At 49.9% G+C, this 25,179-nt stretch carries 18 protein-coding genes; 6 read left to right on the top strand and 12 right to left on the bottom strand.

Annotation, left to right across the window (positions count from 1 at the left end):
* Window positions 1-7: 7 nt before the first annotated feature.
* Together DFP95_RS07045 and DFP95_RS07040 are read right to left on the bottom strand one after the other, a co-directional pair.
* Window positions 8-1,753 (bottom strand): B12-binding domain-containing radical SAM protein, encoded by a 1,746-nt coding sequence (locus tag DFP95_RS07045; RefSeq protein ID WP_115991898.1) that lies wholly within the window; start codon window positions 1,751-1,753, stop codon window positions 8-10.
* Between the two features lie 605 nt (window positions 1,754-2,358).
* Complete coding sequence (locus DFP95_RS07040; RefSeq protein ID WP_115991897.1) at window positions 2,359-3,705, bottom strand: GH1 family beta-glucosidase; 1,347 nt, start codon at window positions 3,703-3,705, stop codon at window positions 2,359-2,361.
* 555 nt (window positions 3,706-4,260) lie between these two features.
* On the opposite strand from DFP95_RS07040, the gene nrdI reads away from it, so the two are divergent.
* The 3 genes from nrdI to nrdF are packed head-to-tail and all read left to right on the top strand — an operon-like array spanning window position 4,261 to window position 7,671.
* Window positions 4,261-4,620, top strand: a complete 360-nt coding sequence (nrdI, locus tag DFP95_RS07035) for a class Ib ribonucleoside-diphosphate reductase assembly flavoprotein NrdI (RefSeq protein WP_115992271.1) — start codon at window positions 4,261-4,263, stop codon at window positions 4,618-4,620.
* A complete protein-coding gene (gene nrdE / locus DFP95_RS07030) occupies window positions 4,607-6,691 on the top strand; it encodes a class 1b ribonucleoside-diphosphate reductase subunit alpha (protein ID WP_115991896.1) in 2,085 nt (694 codons plus the stop codon). The genes nrdI and nrdE overlap by 14 nt, the downstream gene beginning before the upstream one ends.
* 20 nt (window positions 6,692-6,711) lie before the next feature.
* Window positions 6,712-7,671, top strand: coding sequence for a class 1b ribonucleoside-diphosphate reductase subunit beta (nrdF, locus tag DFP95_RS07025; RefSeq protein ID WP_115991895.1), 960 nt, complete (start codon window positions 6,712-6,714; stop codon window positions 7,669-7,671).
* A gap of 78 nt (window positions 7,672-7,749) precedes the next feature.
* Here the strand turns inward: nrdF and DFP95_RS07020 are convergent, their stop codons facing one another.
* The 3 genes from DFP95_RS07020 to DFP95_RS07010 all read right to left on the bottom strand — a co-directional run bounded on the left by DFP95_RS07020 (window position 7,750) and on the right by DFP95_RS07010 (window position 10,931).
* Window positions 7,750-9,084 carry an ABC transporter substrate-binding protein gene (locus tag DFP95_RS07020; protein WP_115991894.1) on the bottom strand — a complete coding sequence of 445 codons (1,335 nt, stop codon included), beginning with the start codon at window positions 9,082-9,084 and terminating at the stop codon, window positions 7,750-7,752.
* A gap of 132 nt (window positions 9,085-9,216) precedes the next feature.
* On the bottom strand, window positions 9,217-10,053 hold the full coding sequence (locus DFP95_RS07015) for a carbohydrate ABC transporter permease (RefSeq protein WP_115991893.1): 837 nt from the start codon (window positions 10,051-10,053) through the stop codon (window positions 9,217-9,219).
* Window positions 10,053-10,931: a carbohydrate ABC transporter permease gene (locus tag DFP95_RS07010; protein ID WP_115991892.1), complete on the bottom strand. Its 879-nt coding sequence runs from the start codon at window positions 10,929-10,931 to the stop codon at window positions 10,053-10,055. Before DFP95_RS07010 ends, DFP95_RS07015 begins: the two co-directional genes overlap by 1 nt.
* Before the next feature lie 90 nt (window positions 10,932-11,021).
* On the opposite strand from DFP95_RS07010, the gene DFP95_RS07005 reads away from it, so the two are divergent.
* Together DFP95_RS07005 and DFP95_RS07000 are read left to right on the top strand one after the other, a co-directional pair.
* The gene (locus tag DFP95_RS07005) at window positions 11,022-12,815 is read left to right on the top strand and encodes a sensor histidine kinase (protein ID WP_115991891.1); all 1,794 of its coding nucleotides are present in this window, start codon (window positions 11,022-11,024) and stop codon (window positions 12,813-12,815) included.
* Between the two features lie 3 nt (window positions 12,816-12,818).
* Window positions 12,819-14,441 (top strand): response regulator, encoded by a 1,623-nt coding sequence (locus DFP95_RS07000; RefSeq protein WP_115991890.1) that lies wholly within the window; start codon window positions 12,819-12,821, stop codon window positions 14,439-14,441.
* Window positions 14,442-14,452: 11 nt separating this feature from the next.
* On the opposite strand, the gene DFP95_RS06995 is transcribed toward DFP95_RS07000, so the two are convergent.
* The 7 genes from DFP95_RS06995 to DFP95_RS06965 all read right to left on the bottom strand — a co-directional run bounded on the left by DFP95_RS06995 (window position 14,453) and on the right by DFP95_RS06965 (window position 24,053).
* A complete protein-coding gene (locus DFP95_RS06995; RefSeq protein WP_115991889.1) occupies window positions 14,453-15,805 on the bottom strand; it encodes a hypothetical protein in 1,353 nt (450 codons plus the stop codon).
* A 104-nt stretch (window positions 15,806-15,909) separates the two neighbouring features.
* Window positions 15,910-17,514 (bottom strand): ABC transporter substrate-binding protein, encoded by a 1,605-nt coding sequence (locus DFP95_RS06990; protein ID WP_181907305.1) that lies wholly within the window; start codon window positions 17,512-17,514, stop codon window positions 15,910-15,912.
* Between the two features lie 94 nt (window positions 17,515-17,608).
* The gene (locus DFP95_RS06985; protein WP_115991887.1) at window positions 17,609-18,520 is read right to left on the bottom strand and encodes a carbohydrate ABC transporter permease; all 912 of its coding nucleotides are present in this window, start codon (window positions 18,518-18,520) and stop codon (window positions 17,609-17,611) included.
* Between the two features lie 22 nt (window positions 18,521-18,542).
* Entirely contained in the window at window positions 18,543-19,529 is a 987-nt protein-coding gene (locus DFP95_RS06980) for an ABC transporter permease (protein WP_425453253.1), read from the bottom strand.
* 150 nt (window positions 19,530-19,679) lie between these two features.
* Window positions 19,680-21,284: a sensor histidine kinase gene (locus DFP95_RS06975; protein ID WP_181907304.1), complete on the bottom strand. Its 1,605-nt coding sequence runs from the start codon at window positions 21,282-21,284 to the stop codon at window positions 19,680-19,682.
* A 122-nt stretch (window positions 21,285-21,406) separates the two neighbouring features.
* The gene (locus DFP95_RS06970) at window positions 21,407-23,053 is read right to left on the bottom strand and encodes a response regulator transcription factor (protein ID WP_181907303.1); all 1,647 of its coding nucleotides are present in this window, start codon (window positions 23,051-23,053) and stop codon (window positions 21,407-21,409) included.
* A gap of 172 nt (window positions 23,054-23,225) precedes the next feature.
* On the bottom strand, window positions 23,226-24,053 hold the full coding sequence (locus DFP95_RS06965) for an AraC family transcriptional regulator (RefSeq protein ID WP_115991884.1): 828 nt from the start codon (window positions 24,051-24,053) through the stop codon (window positions 23,226-23,228).
* A gap of 121 nt (window positions 24,054-24,174) precedes the next feature.
* Here DFP95_RS06965 and DFP95_RS06960 point away from each other — a divergent pair, with 121 nt between their 5' ends.
* Entirely contained in the window at window positions 24,175-24,948 is a 774-nt protein-coding gene (locus tag DFP95_RS06960; RefSeq protein ID WP_181907302.1) for a sugar phosphate isomerase/epimerase family protein, read from the top strand.
* Window positions 24,949-25,179: the final 231 nt, after the last annotated feature.

The following is a 25,179-nucleotide window of genomic DNA, read 5'->3' as shown; positions in this document are numbered from 1 at the left end:
ATGACGTTTACTTGACGACTGCCGCTTGCCCGTCAGGCTGCGGCAGGGCCACCAATTGCGGTCCCGCTTCCTCGCCCGAATACAAGAACACCAAGACCGAAGGGTTCGTTAAGTCCACTCGTCCTTCTTCGACCCATACTCCGTAATCGAACGGCAGCCTGTCCAAGGTTCCCTTCTTCTGCAGCTCGCGCTCGTCCATGCCCAGCTTTCCGGCTGCGTACTTCAAGCCTGCCGTCCACTCTTTCTTCTCCACGCGATCGTCCCACCACAGCTTGCGCGGCTTGTATTTGTGCTGCAGGTAATAGTCGATTTTCAGCAAGCCCATCGCCACGTCCCGATCAAGCTCAGGCCTTGCGTCCGCCTCCAGGAATGCCCATAGCCGCGAGAATAAATCCTCCAGCTGGTGCCCGATCCTGCTCCAGCCCTTGCCCTCCCAGAAATCGCCGAACGCTTGGAAGAAATCGAAAGGCGACGGATAAGCCTTCTCGATTAAATATTCCATCGTCCTATCCATCCGGTGCGCGTTCCAGAATTTCTCCAGCACGTCTTCGACGCGTTTGATCCGCACGATATCCGAGAACGGCATCAGATCGTTCGCGAGCATCTCGTAAGGAGCCCTGTCCGAGTAGACGTAACCGAATTTCTCGGCGTCTATCCGCAAACCCGTTCCCCGCAGCATCTTCAAGAAACCGAGCTGCAGCTCTTCGGGTCTTAAGGCGAAGACGTCGTTGAAGGTTTTGCGGAACGTATCGTAGTCTTCATGCGGCAGTCCCGCGATCAAGTCCAGATGCTGGTCGATCTTGCCGCTTTCCTTCACCTTCACGACGGTACGGGACAGCTTGGCGAAGTTCTGGCGGCGCTGTACCGCGATGTTCGTCGGATCGTTCGTCGACTGCACTCCGATCTCGAAGCGAAACACGCCGGGGGGTGCTTTCTCGGCAAGGAAATCAAGCACCTCGGGACGCATGATATCGGCCGTAATCTCGAATTGGAACACGCAGCCGCGATGGTTGTCGATCAAGAACTGGAACACTTCCATCGCGTAATCGCGTTTGATGTTGAAGGTCCGATCGACGAACTTGATCAGCTTGGCGCCGTTATCGATCAAATAAGTCAGCTCCGCCTTCACCCACTCGATGTCGAAATACCGAACCCCGACTTCGATGCTCGATAAGCAAAACTGGCAGCTGAAAGGACAGCCCCGGCTCGTCTCGAAATAGACGACGCGATTGCGCATCGGAACCAGATCCTGTTCGAAGCGATGGGGCGTAGGAATCGTGTTCAAATCCAGCTTCGGCCGCGGCGGCGTGATGACGACTTTGTCATCCTTGCGGTATGCCATACCGAAGACGAAGTGGTATTTGCGCTCGCCGGCAATCTGCCGAAGCAAGTCGCGGAAAGTTTCCTCGCCCTCTCCCATGATGATGAAATCCACGGAAGTCAGACGATTCATCCAAAATTCCGTATCGTAGGAAACCTCGGGTCCGCCAAGCATGATCTTAACGTCGGGCATGACTTTGCGAAGCATATCCGCAACGATAATCGTCTCTTCGATATTCCAGATGTAACAAGAAAATCCGATGACGTCGGGCTTCTTCGAGAATAAATCGGCCGCGATGCCCATCGCTGGATCTTTAATCGTATATTCGGCAATGTCCACCGCGAACTCGTCCTGAACAAAGGACTTCAAGTATCTCAGGGCGAGCGAGGTGTGAATGAATTTGGCGTTCAGCGTCGCAAGCACGACGTTCATGGCGTATTCCTCTTTCTATGTCAGGCATCTCTCCTATTGTAACGGAAAATGCCCAAGGAAGAAACCGAAGCCGTGTGGCAGGCGTTCACAGCACCGCCGAATGAATAACGACTACGCCTTCCTTGAAGAACAGAGAATGTCGTTTTTATCGAATAAAGTGCCATGGTCACACTCAATAAACGCTGATTTTCATCCCAATTCAGGTTCAACGATATCACGCAGCGGCAACTAAAAATGATTTACATCGCTCTTACTCGCCAAGTTTTATACTTGCAAATTGGTAAGAAAAACGGCTTCTCCGTCCGTCACTTCGAGATTAAAGCATGCTTCCCTGTAAGACTTGATCAAAAGTAGAATGGTAATCATCGCTAATGGGGGTTATCAAGCACTTTTGCAATCAAAGTAAGATGAAGAACATCACTATAGTTCGAATTTATGAATGAAATCAAACAAATGGAGACCAATAGGAATAAAAAACATCTTTATCCAGCTTAATTCTTGAACGAGCTTCAAATAATACAATGAAAAGCATCGTATTTGAATCGAGAAAAAAGCCGGAGTGCTTCTAGCACCCCGGCTTAACTCTTCTTTGCCTAGAAACTCTCTTATGCCTCGAAACCGTTGTTCTTGATGACGTCTTGAATAAAATAGTAGCTGTCTTTCGGGTAGCGCTCCAACGTTTCATAGTTCGTGTAGACGATACCGAAGCGTTTGCGATAGCCTTCCGCCCACTCGAAGTTGTCGAGCAACGACCAGGCGAAGTACCCTTTCAGAGGGACGCCGGACTCGATGAGACGGTGGCATTGGATAAAATGCTTCTTGAAATACTCTTTGCGAAGCACGTCGTGAACGCGGTTGTCTTCCGTCAGAACGTCTTCGTAGCAAGCTCCGTTCTCGGTAATGTAGATTGGAGTATCACCGTATTCCTCATGCGCCCACGATAACACTTTATATAGCCCGTCCGCGTAGACGTTCCAATCCATGTATGTTTTGTCGAAGCCGACCTGCACCTCTTCGCAATCGAACAAGCCTTCGTCCTTCTTGTAACGCCCGAAGCCGCCGCTGTAGAAGTTCACGCCGATGAAGTCGATCTTCTGCGAGATCGTCTCCATGTCGCCGGGAAGAATCGGTACCTCCGCTCCTTTGCCTTTGAACCAATCCACCAAGAACTGCGGATAAGTGCCCTTGAACGTCGGCTCCATGAACCATTCGTTGTTGAACGCACGGTTGCGCCGTGCCGCAGCCGCATCTTCCGGAGACGTCGAATACGGCTCGAACCAGTATAGGTTATGGGTCGTTCCGATCTCCCCTTCGATTCCGAGCTCGCGGAATTTCTTCACCGCTTCCCCGTGGGCGACCATGCAATGATGGGCAACGTTAACCGCAAGTTGCAGATCCGTGTTTCCCGGAGCGTGCAAGCCAAGATAGTTGGAAAGGAAGGACACGCACCAGGTTTCGTTGAACGTGATCCATTGTTTGATTTTGCCGTTGAACGCTTTGAAAATCACTTCGGAATAGTTCACGAAAGCGTCTATCGTATCGCGATTATCCCAGCCGCCCTTATCCTGCAACGCTTGCGGCAGATCCCAATGGTACAGGGTGACGCAAGGCTCGATGCCCGCCGCGATCAACCCGTCGACGACCTTGCGGTAATAATCCAAGCCCTTCTCGTTGACCTCGCCCGTTCCTTGTGGGAAGATGCGGGGCCAAGCGATCGAGAACCGGTAAGCTTTAACGCCGAGCTTCTTGAGCAGGGCGATATCTTCTTCGTAACGATGGTAGCTATCGCACGCGACGTCCCCGTTATCGCCGTTGAATACCTTTCCGGGCGTCTTAGAGAACGTGTCCCAGATCGACGGGCCGCGCCCGTCCTCTTGCCATGCGCCTTCGATCTGATAGGAAGCGGTAGCCGTTCCCCAGACGAAATCCTTCGGAAAATCGATTCGAGCCAAAGTATATCCCTCCATGGTCTAAATTACAGAAAACGATTTCTAAGCTTAAATATTCGCTGGTAGAAGCTTATATCCCTCTATGCGATTTTGGCTTCTCTTTATCTCATTGTTTCCGGAAAGGGTCGGAATAATATCTAGGGATTGAGTTTTTTGCTCAGATTCGCAAGTTGGATTCCGTTCGTTCGCTAAGCCTTCTTCGAGAATAAAACCCTTTCATTCTTTCGACAAATTCCAAATCTATATATTTATTAACGGAACGTAAAATAATTAGAGAGAGCTCGTGCGACCGACAATCCTTATATGGTAAGCTTTCATTCATTTTCAACCCTAAATCCAGGACTAATTGCCTATCTGGTTCAAGCCGAATCATGATTGACTTCCACAATATATTGATGTAAATTTAGACCTGCAGACTACATATAGTGGAAACTAGCAACCCTACATCTTGCCAGCTTTTAACAGCATGAGCCAATAGATTCGGACCCAAATAGATCGTCCAAAGAGTCGCCTCGGCCTAACAAGATCAAGAAGCCTTCGAGAGGAGAAATGAAGTCCGTGCTCATCGCATATGATTCCAGAACGGGTAACGTACGTCGTTTTGTCGATAAATTAAAGTTACCGTCGATTCAGATCGAAGAAACAATGACGGTTCAAGAACCATTCGTGCTCGTTACGTATACGACCGGTTTCGGTCAGGCTCCCGATAAGGTCATGTCGTTCCTGAAGAAGAACCACGGACGGATGCTCGGGGTTATGGCTAGCGGCAACCGCAACTGGGGAGAAGGTTTTGCTCGCAGCGCGGATGCGATATCCGAGTTGTACGGCGTACCGGTGCTTGGTAAGTTCGAGCTATCGGGAACGTCCAGAGATGTAGAAAGATTCGTACAGGAGGTGGGCGCAGTTGCGTCATATTGAATTAAATAATTTACTCATGCAACGGGATCCACAAGGATTCTTTCAACTAGATAAAGACCGCGAGGCGGTCGAAGCGTTCATGGCGGACGTCGAGCGCAAGAGCGTTCGCTTCCATACTACCGCCGAGAAGGTTCGTTACATGGTTAACGAGAACTTCTACGAGAACGTATACGAGGCATTCAGCGAAGCGCAGATCGAAGAGATTTACGCGCTTACGCACGGCTATAACTTTCAATTTCAATCCTATATGGCAGCGTCCAAGTTCTATACGGACTATGCGGTCAAGTCCGACGATAAGACGCTGTTCCTAGAACACTATCCTGATCGCGTAGCGATCGTAGCTCTACATCTATCCCGCGGCGATATCGCCGTCGCCCGCTCGCTCGCTTCCGCCATGATGGAGCAGCGCGTACAACCGGCTACGCCGACATTCCTCAACGCGGGCAAGAGCCGTCGCGGCGAGATGGTCTCCTGCTTCCTGCTCGAGGTTGACGACTCTCTCAACTCTATCAACTACGGAATCGGAACCTGCATGCAGCTTTCCAAGATCGGCGGCGGCGTTGCCGTCAACCTGTCCAAGCTTCGCGGACGCGGCGAGTCGATTAAAGGCGTGGAAGGCGCGGCCAAAGGCATTATGCCTGTCCTGAAGCTGATGGAGGATGCTTTCTCCTACGCGGATCAAATGGGTCAACGCAAAGGCTCCGGAGCGGGTTATTACAATATTTTCGGCTGGGACGTCATGGAATTTCTAGATAGCAAGAAAATCAACGCCGACGAGAAAACGAGATTGAAAACCTTGTCTATCGGCTTGATCGTACCGAATCAATTTTACAAGCTCGCGGAGGAAAACCGTCCGCTTCACGTATTCGCTCCGTATTCCGTGTACAAAGCCTACGGTCAGTACTTGGACGATGTCAACTTGGATGAAATGTACGACACGTTGCTTGCCGACGATCGCGTGCAGAAGAAAGTGATCATGAGCGCCCGGGACATGCTGGCCAAGATCGCCACGATCCAGCTCGAATCCGGATACCCGTACATCATGAACAAATCGAATGCCAACGACGCGCATGCGTTGAAGGATATCGGCCAGATCAAGATGTCCAACCTGTGCACGGAAATTTTCCAACTTCAAGAAACTTCGGATATCGGCGATTATAACGAGCCGGACACGATTCGTCGCGATATTAGCTGTAATCTGGCTTCCCTGAACATCGTGAACGTCATGGAGCTAGGAAAAGTACGCGAATCCGTCTACGAGGGCATAATCGCGCTAACCGCGGTCAGCGACATGACGACCGTCAAGAACGCGCCGGGCGTAGCTAAAGCGAACGCCGAGCTGCATTCCGTCGGCCTTGGTGCTATGAACCTGCACGGTTATCTTTCCAAAAATAAAATCGCCTACGAAAGCGCGGAAGCGCGCGACTTCGTCCGCACGTTCTTCATGATGATGAACTTCTACTCCCTGGAGAAGAGCATGCATATCGCGCGTGACGCCGGTACGACCTTCCAAGGCTTCGAGCAATCCGAATATGCCAAAGGAACTTACTTCGAGCGTTACGAGAACACCGATTATCGTCCTGCTACGGCCCGCGTACAAGAATTGTTCGCAGATGTCGCTGTTCCTTCTCCGCAAGATTGGAGCCGACTTAAAGCGGAAGTGGCCAAGCACGGCTTGTACCACGCTTACCGTCTCGCGATCGCTCCGACCCAGAGCATATCTTATATCCAAAACGCGACTTCGAGCGTCATGCCGATCGTGGAGCCGATCGAAACGCGTACCTACGCGAATTCGACGACCTACTACCCGATGCCGTACTTGAGCCGCGAAAACTTCTTCTTCTACAAATCGGCCTATCAGATGGATCAGATGAAGGTAATCGACTTGATCGCGGAAATTCAGCCTCATATCGATCAGGGCATATCGACGATTCTTCACGTGAACAGCGACGTGACGACGAGACAACTGTCCCGCTATTACGTATATGCCGCCAAAAAAGGTCTGAAATCCCTCTACTACACCCGGACGAACCGGTTATCCGTAGAAGAATGCATCACTTGCTCGGTTTAAGGAAAGAGGAGGCACGTTAGATGGGCGTTATGAAAGCAGTCAATTGGAACCGTCCGGACGATGATTTCACCATCACGTTCTGGAATCAAAATATTATGCAGTTCTGGACCGACGAAGAAATTCCGTTGTCCGACGACAAAATGTCGTGGATGACGTTAAGCGATCAAGAACGCGAATTATACATCAAGGTGCTAGGCGGACTTACCTTGCTCGACACGGTTCAAGGCGGCATCGGAATGCCGAAGATCCTAGAACATGTAGAAGGCCTGCAACGCAAAGCCGTTCTCGCTTTCATGGGCATGATGGAACAAATCCATGCCAAATCGTATAGCAGTATCTTCACTACGCTCGCGACAACCGAGGAAATCGATGCCGTATTCCGCTGGGTAGAAGGTAACGAATATCTGCAAACCAAAGCCGACACGATCTCGGGCTACTATAAGAACATCGAGACGGACAAAGATTTGTATCTGGCTATGGCAGCCTCCGTCTTGCTGGAAAGCTACTTATTCTATAGCGGGTTCTTCTACCCGCTTTACTTGGCCGGACAAGGAAAAATGACGAGCAGCGGCGAGGTCATCGATCTCATCCTGCGCGACGAAAGCATCCACGGTCTATACGTCGGCGTTCTGGCTCAGGAAGTATATGCCAAGCTTGATCCGGACGTCCAGAAGGATGCCGACGAAATTTTGCGCGGACTGCTGCAGTTCCTGCATCAGAACGAAGAGAAGTACACGGACGAGCTCTACTCCTCCATCGGGCTTGCCGAGGAAGTGAAGACGTTCATTCGTTATAACGCGAACAAAGCGTTCATGAACCTCGGTCTTGATCCGATCTTCCCGGAAGAGGAAGTAAATCCGATCGTGTTCAACGGAATCAGTACCCGTACAAAGCAGCACGATTTCTTCTCCAAAAAAGGTAACGGATACGTTCGCACGATCCACGTCGAGCCGATGACGGATGACGATTTCGTATTCTGAACCTAGCAGTAAGCCAAACATACGAAATGACGGCGCAGGGATAGTCTCCCTACGCCGTCATTTTTCAATTACACGCGCTTATTTCTTCAGGCTATCCCAAGTGCTTTGGAACGTTTCGAGCATTTGTTCCTTCGTTAGTTGTTTACCTACATACCCTTGCATCGCATCGCCGAACTTTTTACTGGAAGCTTCGCCCTGAGGAAACTTAAACCAGTTCCAAGAAAGCACTTTGCCCTCTTTATTGTATTTAATAATATCGCTTGCCAGTGCGCCTAAATCTTCTTCCGTTGCCTCAATCGTGGTTAGAGCCGGAATGAATTTGAATTGTTTAGTAATGTAGCTCTTGCCAATATCGGATGTCACCATCCAGTTTAGGAAGTCCTTAGCTTCTTGCTTGACAGCCGAGTTTTTGTTGATGACCCAGTTATTCGGCACTCCTACGAAGAGCTTATCGCTCGCGGCCGCGTCATCGCTGATAGGCATAGGGAGGAAGCCGATATTCACGTTAGGATTGGTTTTCGTGATTTGGACTTGCGTCCAGTTTCCTTGCTGAGTCATCGCCGCTTTACCATTGGAGAAGTCGGTAACCTGGGTATTATAATCCGTTTGCAGCGGGTTCTTGTTGCCATACTTAACCGTTAAGTCGAACAGCTTTACCCAGTTGTCGAATCCGGCATTCCCGGGAATTTTTTCCGTGCCGTTATTTAAGCCTTCGATGAATGCGTTAGGATCTGCTTGCAGCGCAAACGGCAGATTGACGAAATGATTGCCGAGTACCCACCATTCTCCATAACCGTTCTCGAAAGGCGTAATTCCTTTATCCTGCAGCTTCTTGGCCGCATCTTCCAACTGCGTTAACGTTTTCGGCAGCTCCGTAATTCCGGCTTGAGCGAATAAGTCTTTATTGTAAATATAACCGTAGCCTTCTACACCGATCGGCATGCCGTACAGCTTGCCGTCTTTCGTCATGGGCTCATCCGTACCTTTAACTAAATCCTTCACCCATGGTTGATCGGACAGATCCTCAAGATTCTCGGCCCATAGCTCCAAGTCGGAGAAGCCGCCGTTGTTGAATATATCCGGCTTGTCGCCGGAGTTGAACTTTGCCTTTAACGCGGCACCGTAATCCGCTCCGCCTCCGACCGTCTCGATTTGAATTTTGACGCCGGTTTCTTTCTCGTATTCGTTCACCATCAATTGCAATTGCTCCGCGATTTCGACCTTGAATTGAAACATTTTAATGGTTACGTCTTTCTTAGGAGGCGTTGATTCAACGGCTGGGGATGATTCGGTACCGGTTGTCGAGCTCTCCGGGGCTTCGGAAGCAGCCTTGTCGTTGTTACCTCCGCAACCAGTGAGAACGATAGTAAGCAGAACGATAACGGATAAGACGAGCACGGACATTTTTTTCATACTAATTTGCCTCCCTTATAATGTTTTATTTGTTATATTCCACATCTTATAGAACTTATTACATCGCCGACACCGAGAAAATTGAACGATTAGGGGGAACATATTGTCATCGTTAGAATCTCGTCTAGCCTTCTATCCTTTAACCGAGCCAGCCGTGATTCCCTCTATAATATGCTTCTGCATCCCGAGGAAAAAGAGAATGATCGGCAACACGCCTAAGGTGAGCGCGGCGAGCGCAAGATCCCACTGCTTCATGTATTGACCGAAGAAGGAATACGTTGCGAGCGGAATCGTACGCGTCTCGGGTCCGCTAATAATGAGTAACGGCAGCAGGAAATCGTTCCATATCCACAGACTATTGAGAAGAATGATTGTAACGGTCACCGGCTTGAGAAGCGGAAACACAATTCTCCAGAACACCCCGAAGATGGAGCACCCGTCTACGATAGCCGCTTCTTCGACCTCAACCGGAATGGACTTAACAAAGCCATGGTATAGGAATAAATTCAAGGAAACGCCAAAACCGAAATAGCAGATCACAACGCCCCAAATGTGATTCAGAAAGCCTATGTTGCCTGCTAACTTCACCAATGGGATCATAATCGACTCAAATGGGATTATCATAGCCGAGACGAACAGTAAGAACAAGATTTGATTTAGACGAGTGTTGTTACGCACCATGCGGTAAGCAGCCATTGAGCTAATGATAACCAGACCCGCATTGCTGGCAACGGTGATGATTAACGAATTCAGGAACACTTTCGGAAAATTCATGATCTTCCAGACTTCGGTATAGTTATGAAAGCTGAATGCTTTCGGCAGACTGGTTGTATTCGCAAGCAGCTCCGCGAAGGGCTTAAACGAATTCGTTAAGACAAAGTAGAACGGTACGAGAAAAATAATGGCCAGAAGGATACCCAGAATCTCTAATGAGAATAAGCGGGCCGTATATCGTTTAGAGGTTTCCATTACGATTCCACCTCCCGTTTCTTCGTAATCGTGACTTGAATAACCGTGATGAGGGCGACGATCAGGAAGAAGATAACCGCCTTAGCGCTGCCCAATCCTAATGCGTTGTTCCGGAATGCCTCTTGATAAATATTCAGGGACACGGACTCCGTCGAATTAAACGGCCCTCCCTTGGTCAGCGACACTATGAGATCGAATACCTTGAAACCCCATGAAAGGGTAAGGAACAAGCATACGGTAATCGACGGCATGATGAGCGGTATCGTAATCTTGTAGAGCATTTGCAGCTTCGTTGCTCCATCAATGCGGGCAGCTTCGATCATGTCCTTGGGTACATTCGATAAGCCGGCAATGTAAATGACCATCACGTAACCGGCGCCCTTCCAAACTGTAACGATAACGATACCCCAGAATGCCGTAGGCGCATCACCCAGCCATGGAAGGTTAAAGAAAGCAAGCCCCGTAAGCTCTCCGACCGATGCAAAGCCCTTAACGAAAATAAAGCTCCAAATAAATCCAAGCAACAATCCGCCGATGACGTTCGGCATAAAAAAGATCGTTCGCAAGAGGTTTTTCAGCTTTAATGCCTGCGTGAGCAGCAGCGCCAAGAGAAACCCGACGAGATTAGTAAGCAAAACTCCGACAATGGCGTAGCGAAAAGTAAACACGAATGCCTTGTAATAATCAGGGTCATGAAAAAAGATTTTTTTGTAATTATCGGTGCCGATCCATGTTACTGTTGTACTAACGCCATTCCATTCGGTAAAGGAATAATAGATACTCATAAAGAACGGTATGACTAGAATGAGCGTGAAAAAGAGTACGGCAGGCCCTACGAAGATGAACTGATATATGCGTTTCTTGCCGGCAGATTCCATGACGGTTTCCCCCCTTATGCTAATGATCCAAGTATAGAGCCCTTATCCCCCGGCTCCCACTGACTCTAATGATCAAAGAGGTGGAAAATATTGATCTTTAACAGTATCCGCAACAAAATGATCGTTTTCTTAATCGCGGCTACCCTGATTCCGATCCTGGCTTCGATTATCATCACATACAGCTTAACAACGAGTAAGGTGACTAAGGAAACCTTGAAGAGCAACGCGGATCTCTTGTTTCAAGGCAAAACGAATTTGCTTAACTACATGAACGCAGCTCATCAGGCTACGTTCATTTTCTATAATGACAACAAGTTGTTCACGATATTGAACGACGGTATCCAAGGTTATCAGGATGAACAAGAAATCTATCGAGGCATGCAGCTATTAAGCTATACGGCGAAAGACTTCGAGCAAGCGCATCTGTATATTCGCAAAAATAATGTCCATTATCTCATCGTAAACGACCGATCGAAGAGAAGCTTCGAGGGAAACGGGGATAAGTATATCCAACCGAATCTGTCGGAAGGCAGATCCTATATCGAGTCTCCTCATCCTCCGGAAAAATTCGGAATAGCAAGCATGCCGATATCGACAGCGGATCAAGTGATTACTTTGCATAGCTCGCTTTATTACTTAGCGGCGAAAGCGGAGCTTGGAACATTGTCGATCGACATACGCATGAATGGCATTCGCGCGATCAGTGAGCAGCTCTATTCCGCGACGAAAGAAGAGCTGTATATTATTGACGAGAATCGGCATGTGATCTATAGTTCTGATAATCAGGCCGGATCCAGCCCTTTGCGAAATTCTTGGGTAGATCAAGTCATGAAGGCGGACTCCTCCATAGGTCACTTTGCGCTTCATCAGGACGACTTCTCGGGGGAAATTATTTACGACAGAATGGTCACTCCATTCCTAAATTGGACCCTGATTAAACGGATTCCGGATGAGACCTTACATCAAACCGCACGTGAAGTTTCATTAATTAACAGCGGTATTGTCGTCTTATTCTTATTCTTGACGATACTGGCTACCGTTTTCATTTGCTTCCGCCTGACCGCGCCCATTAAGAAGCTGATACGCAATATGAACCAAATTCAGAGCGGAAATCTGCAGGTTTCGATCGATGTGGATCGGAAGGATGAATTCGGGATCTTGGCGCGACGCTTCCAACTAGCCATGGATACGATCAATGAAATGATCATTCGCGAATATGAGCTTGAGCTTGCGCGTAAAACCAATGAACTGAACGTGCTCCAGGTGCAGACTAATCCTCATTTTATGAATAATGCTTTGCAATCTATCGGTACGCTATCTCTGCAAAAACAACAGCCGGAAATTTATAACTTAATTGCTTCATTGGGCAAAATGATGCGGTATAGCATGAACACCGGAGAACCGATCGTCTCTCTCGCGCGCGAATTAGACTATGTCAAGGCGTATTTCGCTTTACAGCGACAACGGTTCGGCGAGCAGCTTCAATATACCGTTCATTTGGACGAGTCTTTGCTCAAGCTGCAAATACCGAAAATGATCCTTCAGCCGTTGGTCGAGAATTTTTTCAAGCACGGCTTCGATGTTCATGCGGAAACGGGCGAGATTGCGATATATGGAACGATTTCAGCGGATAATCAGTGGTTGCGGTTAGAAGTGAGCGACAATGGCAAAGGAATCGACGCGGCGGGGTTGAATGCTTTACGGGAAAGACTTGCCCAAGCGAAAGGCGTTTGGGGAAACGGAGAGTCGGGGATCGGGCTGTCGAATATTTTATCGCGGTTAAAGCTTTATTATAATGATACGGCGCGCCTTGAAGTTAATCATAGCAAGTTGGGCGGCTTTAGCGTCGTGCTAAGAATTCCGATTGAAAAAGAGGGCGACTAAACCATGATGAAGGCACTGATCGTTGACGATGAACGCCATGTTAGGGAAGCCATTCAATTACTCGTCGATTGGAAGTCGCATGGAATCGAGGAAGTACTGGAGGCTCAGGACGCTAACTCGGCGATCGACTTGATCGAACGGGAGAATCCGCATATTATTTTTACCGATATGATGATGCCCGAAAGGATAGGAACCGAGCTCTTGGCTTGGGTTCAACAGCATGCTCCGCGCACGAAGATTATCGTCATTAGCGGACATGACGATTTTGATTTCGTTCGTAAAACGATGATGTATGGCGGGATCGATTATATTCTTAAACCTATCGATCCGGATCAATTGAATGATGCGCTAGCAAAAGCGGTTGCTAGCCGTAAGCAGGAGGACGAGGGTTCGGAGCAGGAACAGCGGAAAACGATTGAAATCAATCAGCTACGACCTGTGTATTGGGACAAAATACTGACGAATTTAATTGAGGATCCCTCTTATTACTCGTCGATCATTGATACGCTTTCTTCTGAATTCGGCTTGTCGGCCGATAATCGGCATTGCCGCGTAGCGGTCTTAGCTACCGATACGATTAATCCCGCGATACGCCGTAAATTTGCCGGCAGCGAGGACCTACTGAACTTCTCCTTACTGAACATCTGTAATGAATTCGTTCGTAAGCACAAGCAGGGGGTAGCCTTCCGACACGAGCATGGCCACATTGTCGTTATCTTATGGAAACATACGGCTAATGCGGCCGAACTGCTGGAATCGATGAATAGCGGGATTGGACAGACTCTCGGCAGTTCTCTTGAATTCGGCGTCGGCAGCGAAAGATTGCTGCCCACGGGTTTCAAGCAATCCTATAACGAAGCTATTCTAGTGCTGCGTCAACGTAATATGCGAGCGGCTCGTCCTCGGATTCGTTGCTTCGATCCCAATGAGAATCCTCGTCAAACGACCGTACACTTGTCCGAATACGAGGATGAGTTGCGCTTCGCCGTCCGGAGCGGACAGGAGAAACCGATTAAGGACGCCGTTAAGCTATGGATCGATCAGGTTGAGCAAATGAAATATATTAATGCCGAAAAGCTTGAGTTATGGGGTCATGAATTTAGCGTCATGAAAGCCCGGTGGTTAAAGGAACTGTTCGGCGATAAACCGATTACGAATATGGTTCCTGCCGGAAACACCTTTGTTTCCGTCCCATTGGATCAGGAGGGCTGCTTGTCTCCGGCGCAGTTAGGCGTTGAACTCGAACAAGATTTATTGCAGTTATCGCAGCTTTGGACGGAGCATAAACGGCAGGACGAGCATGTCATCTTTGAAATCGTCAAACACGTCGATTCGCACTATGCGGAAGATTTAACGCTTCAGAACATAGCAGAGCGATTCTTCCTCAGTCGAGAATACATTTCCCGAAAATTCAAACAGCAGTTCCAAGAGAATCTCTCCGATTATATCGAACGAATTCGAATGGACAAAGCTAAGCTGCTCTTAATGAATCCGCAATATCGCATCGTGCAAATTGCGAACCTGGTCGGATACAAGGATGAGAAATACTTCAGCAAAGTATTCAAGAAACTGGAAGGATTATCGCCCAACGAGTATAGGAAACAAGGTAATCAGACAACGTTATAGTTGTAGAAAGGTCATCGTTCCTTTTTTCGAAGCTCAAGCTCGATCTTCATTGGGCTTCCCGCAAGCTTGAACCTCAATAAAACCAATTCATTCTTGATTAGCTTAGCCTCCGCCCCCTCCGAGCAAGATTGGACTTCATAGCCGGACAGATCGTCCCAATATGCCAATCCGAACGGTATCGGATTCCAGTGTCCGATCTCGAAAGTCATTCGGATCGTCTCCGCCGTCTTCTCGTACCCGCTCACGAATACTTGGGGAACCTCCTCCTCGAACTCGTCGTTCATGTTCCCTTTACCGACGTAATTCCGTAATCTGTGGGGCGTACATTGCCCGTCGACGAACGACAGCTGGCATTCCCGGTCGTAATATAGGAAGGTTTTCGGCCAAGGCCCTGATCCCGTGCCCCCAAGAGCGACCGTATATTCGTTGACATCGGGCCGAATGCTCGTATCCCGGGTCAGCATGTACGCGGGGGCCGTCGCTTCGTTATGCTCATGGTATAGCTCGACGGCACGGGGCAACGTCGTTAACGTGACCGGATAACTCGTAACGTGGCCGAAGAAGAGATCCAGCATGCCCGCGCAAGCCTCGACGTGGGAAGCAGGAAACACGGCAAACCGTTCCGTGTATTCCATCTCGTGCGCCTCCTGCTGCTGCAGGAAAAAAACCTGCTCGTTGTGGTCGGTATTGTCTAAATAATCTTGAAAAAGGTTTTTCCAGTAGTCGATGTTATCTCCCGTGCACAGTCCCGCGCGAAGCACGTCATTCGGATCCGTGGAGTACACGACGGGGCTTCCGGAATGGTAAGTCGCATTCAAGTCCCTGGCCGTCCACTCGCAAGCCACGATTTTCCCTTTGCCGGGATGCGGCACTTTATAACGGCTGCCGTCCACGTACCAGGACCCCCAAGGAATTCCTTTGTGGGTAATGCCGTCCCACCACACTTGCTCCCAGCAATAACCCCACATGCCTTTGAAATCCAGCTCCTCCAGCGCCTCGATCAATTCGTTGTATATTTTACCCCGGGCCGCGACCTTGGTCTTCGCCCATGGAAAGGCTTCCTGTATGATATTCCAATCCCTCTGCAGAGCCTGCTTGAATTTGTCCTTGGACATCCCGGCGTCCTCGATGAAGAACGGGCTTTGGAGAATGACGTCGTCCCCGTAGAGATCATGCCATTCCCGAATTCGTTCCGCCAATACCGGAACGGAGCCGCCGTTGACGATCCAAGTGACGGGAACGCCGTGCTTGTGGGCGATCTCCGCGGTCAGATCGATTCCGTCGATAGCCGTTCCTTTGCCCCAAGAGATATCGTAATGCGATGCGTAGCTGACGAAAGTATAGATTAATTTTTCCGGTCTCAAGGCGGCTTCCCCTTTGCTTATGTTCGATTTTCGAAATAAATTAGATGTTAGATGTAGCAAAGAGTCCCCTTCGGAGACTCTTTGCCTCTATAAATCCGTTTCGATTAAGCCTTGTTATCCGCCCACCAAGCGTCGATCTGCGCCTGAAGCTCGGCTTGAACCTTCTCGATACCGGCCGACTTCAACTTTTTGTTGCGCTCCTCGAGAAGCTTGAACGGATCCTTGACGGCTCCCGTATAGATGGATTTGTATTCGGTGACGACCGCCGTGATCTGCGTAAGCTCGTTCTTCACTTGCGAATCGTCGAAGACGAAGCCCATAAGAGGGAAGCGTTTCGCATCGTTATTGAACTTCTCCCAACTGGTGTACAGATCGTCCGGTTGACCCGGCTTCAAGTAATTGATCAACTGGTTGCCGACAACCCAGAACGTACCCGGATTAAATCCGGAATCCGCGATCGGCTCTATCCGGTTGTCGCCGACTTTGTTGTAGTGCTTGCCTTCGATGCCGTTGACGAACAGATTGATGACGTATGGATCGGTATGGAGCCAGTTCAATACCATCATCGCCCGGTCCGGATCCTTGGACGTTCTGGAGATGGCGAACATGGAGCCTGCGGCCAAGTCGGTCGTAACGATCGGCTCATCGATGACGTAGGATACGTAATCGTATTTGTTGTCCGTCGAGATCTTCATCTCGATGTCGGCTCCCGGCTTCCACGTTGCGGCTTGAACCCAAATTTTACCTTGCTTCTGCAGATCTCCTATCCCCGTCGTGCTAGTACCGGCGTCCGCATTAATGTAACCTTTCTCGTAATAGCTGCGGAACAGCTCGACTTCCTTCTTGTTGATGTCCACGATCTCCGGATCGAGCACCGATTTGACCTTCAGATCGGCCGTAGACGTGTAATCGAGCAGGAACATCGGTTGTTTGGCCGGAGCCGGACCGATCGGGCGGTAATTGCCGCGGGTTTGATACATCATTCCGGCGCCGCCGAAATTGCCTGAACCGCCGGCGACATAGAACGGGATGATTTCGGGTTCGCCCTTGCTTACCTTCTCCAACCAAGGCTCGAGATCTTCCATGGTTTTAATCGCATCGACCGGAACCTGGTATTTGTCTACGATATCCTTGCGGTACATGAAAGCCGATCCTTGCGTGATTTCCTTGTTCGTAGGAATGGCATACAGCTTGCCCTTCATGCGGGGCGCTTCAAGGTAGAGCGGATTGATTCTCTCTTTGATACCTTGGCCATGCTTTTCCAGAAGATCGTCCAGCTCCAGGAAAGCCTTTTTGTTGACGTTGCCGAAGAAGTCCAACCAAGAAGCCGTGAACACGAGATCCATCTTCTCCCCGGTGTTCATCATCAATTCGGTACGGTTTTTATAATCGCTGGAGGCGATCGGTTGAAGCTTCACGGTCGCGTTGATCTTTTCTTTGAAAAACTCGTTCAGCTTCTCCTCGACTAACGCGTCATCCGCCTGAGGCGTACCGAAGTATACGATCGAAACCTCGTACGGCTCAAGCTCGGCCGCCGGAGGCTCGCTGGCATTCGATGATGGCTCCGAGGTCGCGGCTTCCGAATTGCTCGAGCTTGAAGAAGGCGAGGCGACGTTCGTATTTCCGCCATCGCTTGAACACGCTTGCAACATTAAAGCCAAGACCAAAACCAAAGCAAGCATACCCGCAAACGATTTTCTTTGTCTCATTGCTTGTAACCCTCCCGATAAGATAATTATATAGAACGGCTTCCGGCCGGTATAGGGCAGACCGTCAGCCATAGCTACCGCTGCAGTCGCCGGCCTAACCTTTCACGGCGCCGATCGTCAGTCCTTTGACGAAATATTTCTGGAAGAACGGATACACGAGCAATATCGGGCCCATGCCGACGACGGCCATCGCCATCTGCAGCGACTCGTTAGGCAAATTGCGCATCAGCTCCGGATTTTGAGCCGCGAGCTGAACGTTTTCCCTCAAATACTGAATGTCGTTCAGCACGCGAATCATCAGAAACTGCACCGGGTACTTCGCTTCTTCGCGAATAAACAGAAGCGCGTTAAACCAATCGTTCCAATAGGCAATCGTGCTGAACAGAGCCATCGTGGCCATAACCGGCAGCGATAGCGGCAGTACGATGCGGGCGAAGATTCTTAATTCTCCTGCGCCGTCGATTCTCGCGGATTCGATTAAAGCGGGATGGATCGTCGTCTGGAAGAAGGTTCGCATAATGATAACGTTAAACGGAATGATGAGCAGCGGCAGGATCAACGCCATATACGAGTCCAACAAACCGATTCCTTGCGTGTACACGATATATTTGCTGACGATTCCGCCGCTGAACAACATCGTGAAGAAGAGAACGAAAGTAAAAAACTTGCGCAGCGGATAATCCTGCCGTGAAATCGGATAAGCGTACAGGGCCATTAGCAGAACGCTCGCGAGCGTTCCCGCCACGGTTATTCCGATGCTGACTGCGTATGCGCGCAATATCGTTCCGTAGTCCTTGAACAAGCTTTCGTAAGCGATCAAGGACCATTTCTCGGGGATGAAGCTGTAGCCCCTGTCCAGCAAGGAATCGTTATGGGTAAAGGAAACCATGATCACGAGCACGACAGGCATGGCGCATGCCAACGCGATGACGGCAAAGCCGCCGTTCAGAACGACATTCATGAAAGGGGAGATCGCATTCTCCCGACGGTTAGACGGTTTGTTCATCTTGTCACCTCGAGTCTTCCCTCTAGAACAGGGCTTGTTCTTTATTGATCTTGCGCACCGCCGAATTCGTCAGCAGCACCAGCGCGAATCCGAGCACGGATTGAACCAGCGCGGCCGCGGAGGACATGCCGATATCGTTCAATTCCTTAAGCGCGCGATAGACGTAAGTGTCTACGGTGTCGGTGACGGGATACAAGGCTCCGGAATTCAGCGTTACTTGATAAAACAACCCGAAGTCGGAGTTGAACACATGCCCCATGTTCAGAATCGTAATGATAATGATGACGGGTTGGATGGACGGCAGCGTAATATGGAAAATCTGCCGCCATTTCGAAGCTCCGTCGATGACCGACGCCTCGTAATATTCCTGGTCGATTCCGGCAATCGCGGCGATATAGATGACTGCCCCGATTCCGACGCCTTTCCATGCGTTGACCAACGTCAGAATGTACGGCCAATATTCCTTTTCCGAATACCAGAACACGCGATCGTGGCCGAACCATTCGACGACCGTGTTGTTCATGAACCCCTTGTCCGGAGTCAAGAAGGCATAAACCAAGTAGCTGACTACGACCATGGACAGAAAATGCGGCATGATCAGAAAGGTCTGATAACCCTTCGCCAGCCAACGATTTCGAATCTCGTTAATGGCGACCGCGATTCCGACGGACAATATCAGATTAATGGCCATGAACGCCAAGCTGTACGAAATGGTATTCCGGGCGATCCTCCATAAGGAACCGGAGGTGAACAGGAACGTAAAGTTGTCGAAGCCAACCCAGGGACTTCCCCAAATTCCGTCGACATAGTTAATATTCTTGAATGCGATGAACACTCCGAACATAGGCAAGTAGTTGTTCAGAATGAGGACGATAAGGGTGGGGATCATCATGATCGTCAAATATCTGTACTTCCACAGCGAATGAAAAAATAACGCCATCCCGGTTTTCCGATGACTCCGCAGCAAGCCTGCGTCTTGAACCACCGTTTTCTCTAGCAATGCATCCACTTCCTTTCTCTGTTTTCAGTATAGAATGGCGCTTTTCCCCTGACGATGATCTATTCCTAGCAGAGTGTGATGTAAAACAAACACCTCCGCATCGCCATCCGAAGACGCAAAAAAACTCCGGCGGAGGTCCGGAGTCGTTGGCGATCTTAACTATTTAATTGAGGCGGGGATTTGGATTATGGCGGAGATTCCTCCGCCTTCCCGCTTCTCGTACCGTAACCCGTAAGACTCGCCGAAGTGCAGCTGCACTCGTTGATGGACATTGCGGATTCCATAGCCTTTGTCGCTAGTTTCTCCCTTGACGATATGATCCAGTCGCGCCATGTCGACCGGCAAAAATCCGTTGTCCTCTACGGACATTCTGATCTCTTCCCCCTCGCGGCGCACCCGAATCCATATCGTGCCTTCCCCGTCCATGCTGCTGACGCTATGGAATATGGCATTCTCGACCAAAGGCTGCAGGATTACTTTCGGCGTCATATAGGCTTTTACGGATTCGTCGATGTCCCAATGCACCTCGAACGTATTCGGATAGCGTTTCATCTGTAGCCGGCTGTACGCTTGAACGTGCTCGATTTCTTCTTCGATCGTTATGAGGGTCTTTCCTTTGCTTAAGCCGATTCTGAGCAGCTTCGATAAATCTTTAACCATATCGCCGACATCCTTGTTGCCGCTGTCCAGAGCGTACCAGTAGATGGAGTCCAGTGTGTTATAAAGCAGATGAGGCGTGATCTGCGAGTGAAGCGTCGCGAGCTCGTTTTCCTTCTGCTTGATTTTCATGACGTAATTTTCTTCGAAGGAGTGGTCCAGCCTGGTCGTCATCTTCAGGAACGCGCCGTACAAAATGCCGAATTCGTCCGCCCGCAGGAGCTCATCGTTCATATCCAGCTTTTTTCCCGGCTCGTAGATTTTCGTAATCGCGACTAACCTCGTCAACGGCTTGACGATCATCCTCAGCAAATATAAGACGAAGAACAGCACGAACGCCAAATAGATCGCCGAAACGATCATGATCGTCCATTGAAAGACGGATTGGTTTCCCGTTATCGACTCCTGGGGAATTTTATAAACCAAACGGGTATTAAACGCGGATCGGTGAGAAAAGGCGTACAGCCACTTCTGGCCGCCTTCGTTCGCGTAATAGTATCCGGTCATCTCTTTTTTCGCGTCTTCCGGGATTCCGACCATTTGCGGCTCATGCGAGCCAACCTTCATCAGCAGCTCATCCTGATCATTGAACAAATAGATGCCGGCATTGTCCGACAGCTGTACCGACACGAGATCCCTGGTCAGGAGTACCTCTAGTTTCGAAACGACGAGGAAGCCGATCGATTCGTCGTATTCCTTCGGATTCAGGATGCTCCGGATGAAGCTAACCGTCGGCAAACCTCCGTCCGATTCGATCAACCTAAGCGTACCTCCTCCGCCTTCCCGCATCGAATGCTCGGCCCACTCCGGAAGTCCGACGCTATCCTCGCTAAAGTATTTGAACCTCTTCGCTTTGTTGGATAAGTCGAACGGCGTGCTCTTCCCCTCCATATTCCTCATATATAACGAATATTCGGTTCCATCCGAAGACCAACGCTCCAGTATCGCGTCCGCTTCCCTGATCTGTCCAAGCGACTCGATATTGGTCCAGAAGCCGTATTGCTCGGTATCGCTGAAGAAGTGGTTGTCCAGCAACGTCACCGTCTTGTCGTTAACCGACGATAACGTCTTCTCCAGCGTAACGTGATTTTGATTGACGAGCTGCAACGTTGTCCTTCCTACCTCGTCCTTCATGGAATCGGAGGCTTTGAACGCGGATATCCACCCGACGACTAAAAAAGGTCCGATGATGAACAAGGCGAAAGCAAGCGTGACTTTATACTTGAGCTTCAGCCCGATCCCCCCTGACCCTCTTTACGGTATTCGGCGGGACTAAGGCCCGCGTAGCGTTTGAACATTCTGCCGAAATGCTCGGGAGATTCGTAACCGACCTCGTAAGCTACCTCGTAACGCTTCTTGTCCGTCGTAGTGAGCAGACGCTTCGCCTCGTCGATGCGGAGCTCCGTCACGTAATCCCACAGATTTTTGTGCATTTCCCTTTTGAACAAATAGCTGAGGTATGCCGTACTGAAATGCACTTCGTTCGCGATGTCTTGGATCTTAAGCGCCGGGTTCCGGAAGTGCAGGCGAATGAATCCCGTAATCCGGGCGAGCATCGATTGGTCCCTTTCCTTGACCAGCACCCTTACTAGTTGGGCCGTTTCCTGAATGTACTTATTCAAATAGTCGAGCTTGTCGGCACCGGCAACGTTGCGGAAGTAAACGTCCGGATCGAATCGGTGCAAGGAAATTCCGTTAGCGTGCCCGTATTCCAGAATCAGCCCGTATAGCCGATATACGAGCATTCCGAAGTAGCTATTGAATAGCTCTTCCGTGTGCGCGAGCATAGTCAACGGCTTGGCGATCTTCTGCGTATCTACGGGCAGCGGGCTGTCGAGATCGGTCTTCAGCGTAAGGATGTATTTGTCCACTCTCGCCATCCATTCGACGATGCTCAAATTTTCCTGTGCCAACACGTCCTCGTAATAGAAAACCTTGTTGCCGGGGTGAAGGTTTTTCCACTCCGCCGCCGTATTCGCCTCTTCCATCAGCTTCGGCAGCATGAACACGTCCGAACGAAGGGTACTCATTCCGACCGTCGTTTCCACATTCAAATACTGCTTCAGGTTCATATTGATCATCTGACCGATCAGATGAAGCTGCGATTGGATATCGAGGCTATGGCCGATCACACCCGTATCGTTCATCTGAATAATTCCGATAAGTTCGTTGCCGAATCCGTTGAAGATCAATCCGCTCCATTCGGACAAGCTTTCCTCCAATATGTTGATCGAAGCGTACTTCAGCAGCTTCCGGTCCAGAAGCGTAATTTCCCTGTTGCTGAATCCGCCGCGGCTTAAATCCATGCGGATGGAAACGACTCCGAATCTGTGCCCGCTAATTTGTTCGCCCAGCTCGGCAACCGAGCTCGCATAGTCCTTCTTCGTTAAGTTTCTCTCCGTGACGAGCTCCATCAACAATTCGTTGCGGCTCATCTCCTCCGTTTGTTCGCTCTCCTTGTCCCTTTGCCGCTTCGACAGCTCGATCGATTTCAAGCCTATTTCTTCTTTTTCGCATAACACCTTGCGAACGACGCGCATCAGATCATCCTGCTCGACAGGCTTTACTAGATAGTCCCGTGCGCCTAAACGCAATGACTTCTTGGCGAAATCGAACTTCTCATGCGCCGATATGACGATTACGGGCAAATGGGGCTGTTCCATATAGATCGTTTCCATTAACTCGAGCCCGCTCATCCTGCTCATCTGGATGTCGGTCAACACCAAATCGAAGGAATCCATTCTTAAGTAATCGATGGCCTCGAACCCGTTCAGCGCGGTCTCGACGTTCGAAATATTCAAATCCGAATCCAGCAGGAAGTTTCTGATTCCCGTGCTCACTCGCGGCTCGTCGTCTACGACCAATATTTTATACATATGGACCTCCGCTCTCGGAGCAAACGCGAACCCCGGCATGATCGATTACAGTCAGTTTAACGGGGGAGCCACCGCTTTAGGATGATGTATACGCGCGGGATTGTGATGTAAAAGCGGGACTTTCGCCAACAGAGTCCGATACACGATTGTCTAGGCGCAGACTACGTGCAATCTAGGTACGATCGATGTATCGGGACGGCGACGTCCTATGGAGGCGCTTGAATATTTTCGAGAAGGTATAAGGGTCCGAAAATCCCAGCCTGTAAGCGATTTCCTTAATCGATAGCTTCGGGTCGAGGAGCAGCTCGCGAGCTCTGTTCATTCGGATCCGGGTGATGTAGTGATGAGGGGTCAGTCCGATATTCGTTTTGAAAAAAGCATAGAAATACTTAGGCGACATTCCGATCATCTCCGCCAGCAGCTCGGCCGGAATGTTCTCCCCGATGTGTTCCTCGATATATTGAAGCACGGGCTTCAGCTTGGCGAAATGCTTCGGCTGCGGAAGAGATGCCGTATAGCCCGGCGGCAAATCCCTGGGGACGGCAAGCAGCTTGGCCAACAGGACGAGAAAGTAACCTTTCAACGCCAAGGACGACATAGGCGTTTTATTCAGAAAAGCATCGAAAGTATTGCGGAACGCTTCCCCTTCCTCGCGAAAGTAGCGATTAGCGGTAACGCCCATTAAATGGAATTCGTTCAGGAAATTGAACCTCTCTCCCAACGGGAAGTCGAAGTGGATGAAAATATGGGCGCATGGCCCGCTCCCTCCGAACGCCGAATAGACGACCCCGGGATTGAAGAATACGATATCGCCAACTCCGGCAACGGACTTCCTTCCGCCGTACTCGATCGTGATTTCTCCATCCGTGACGTACCACAGGTCATAATCCGGATGACTTTTATTCTCCGACCAACCCTTCGGATGAACGGAATGTCCGCAGTTATTGAATCTCAGCTCGACGTCTTCTATGAATTCGTCGATGATCTTCCTGTTCTCCACCGGCTATCATTCCTTGTCCAAGCTTACTCACAACCATCAAACCATACTTCTAACTATTCTATTTGATTCGCGAGATTCGTACAATGAAATCAATTTCAGATTGATTGCGGGGGGAATGGACATGAATAAAATAGGCTGGTGCATGGGAATCGAGCAAGCGGGATTGCTGGCGGACAAGGGCTTCGACTATATCGAATGTCCCCTGTCTTCGTTGCCGATAGAAGACGAACGGGCGTTGGAGGAGCAATTGCCGAGGTTTTTGGATTCGCCGCTTCGGGCGCGCGCCATGAATTTGTTCTTTCCCCCGGGTATCATGGCCGTCGGCCCGGAAGCGGACCTTGATCGCATTCGGCGATACGTGAGCAAAGCCGGAGAGACGGCAAGTCAGATCGGGGTAGAGATCGCTGTGTTAGGCAGCGGCAGGGCGCGAACGATTCCGGAAGGCTGGGATCGCCGGCGGGCGGAAGCGCAGATGCTGGATCTGCTCGGAATCGTGGCGGAAGAATGGCGCGGCATGGGAGTCACGATGGCGATCGAGCCGTTAAACCGCAAGGAATCCAATCTGATCAATAGCGTGGCGGAAGCCGTGCTGCTCGCGAAGCAGATCGAAAGTCCGATCGTGCGGGTGTTGGCCGATTTCTACCATATGGACGAAGAGAATGAGCCTTTGGAGACAATCGCGGAGCACCGCGATTGGATCGCCCACATCCACGTCGCGGATACCGGGAGACTGACGCCGGGAACGGGAAGCTACCCCTACGATCGATTCGCCCGAATACTGAAAGAGATTAACTACAAGGGCATGATTTCCGCGGAGTGCTCTCTGCTTGGAACGGACGAGGAAATGGAAGCGAGCCTTGATTTCATGACAAGGAAGTTCGGGAGACTGGAGTAATCCGGTCTTTTCTTTTATTTAGCAGCGATGAATGATGGGTCGAAGGCAAAGTAACGTGCACAATCGCAAGTAATACCACCAAATGGGACTGAATTTTTTCGGATTGGCTTCGGTAGGCAGAGATAGTTCGATTTCGTTACTAACCAAAGATGATGCCAGCATCATCGCCATGAATGAAAAATGGTTCGTCCGCATCCTTTTCTAAAATCCTTTAAAAACGGATAAACAGAT

This window comes from Cohnella lupini, from assembly GCF_003386205.1.
GTDB lineage: Bacteria > Bacillota > Bacilli > Paenibacillales > Paenibacillaceae > Cohnella > Cohnella lupini.
This window is presented reverse-complemented; position numbering and strand designations above follow the sequence as displayed.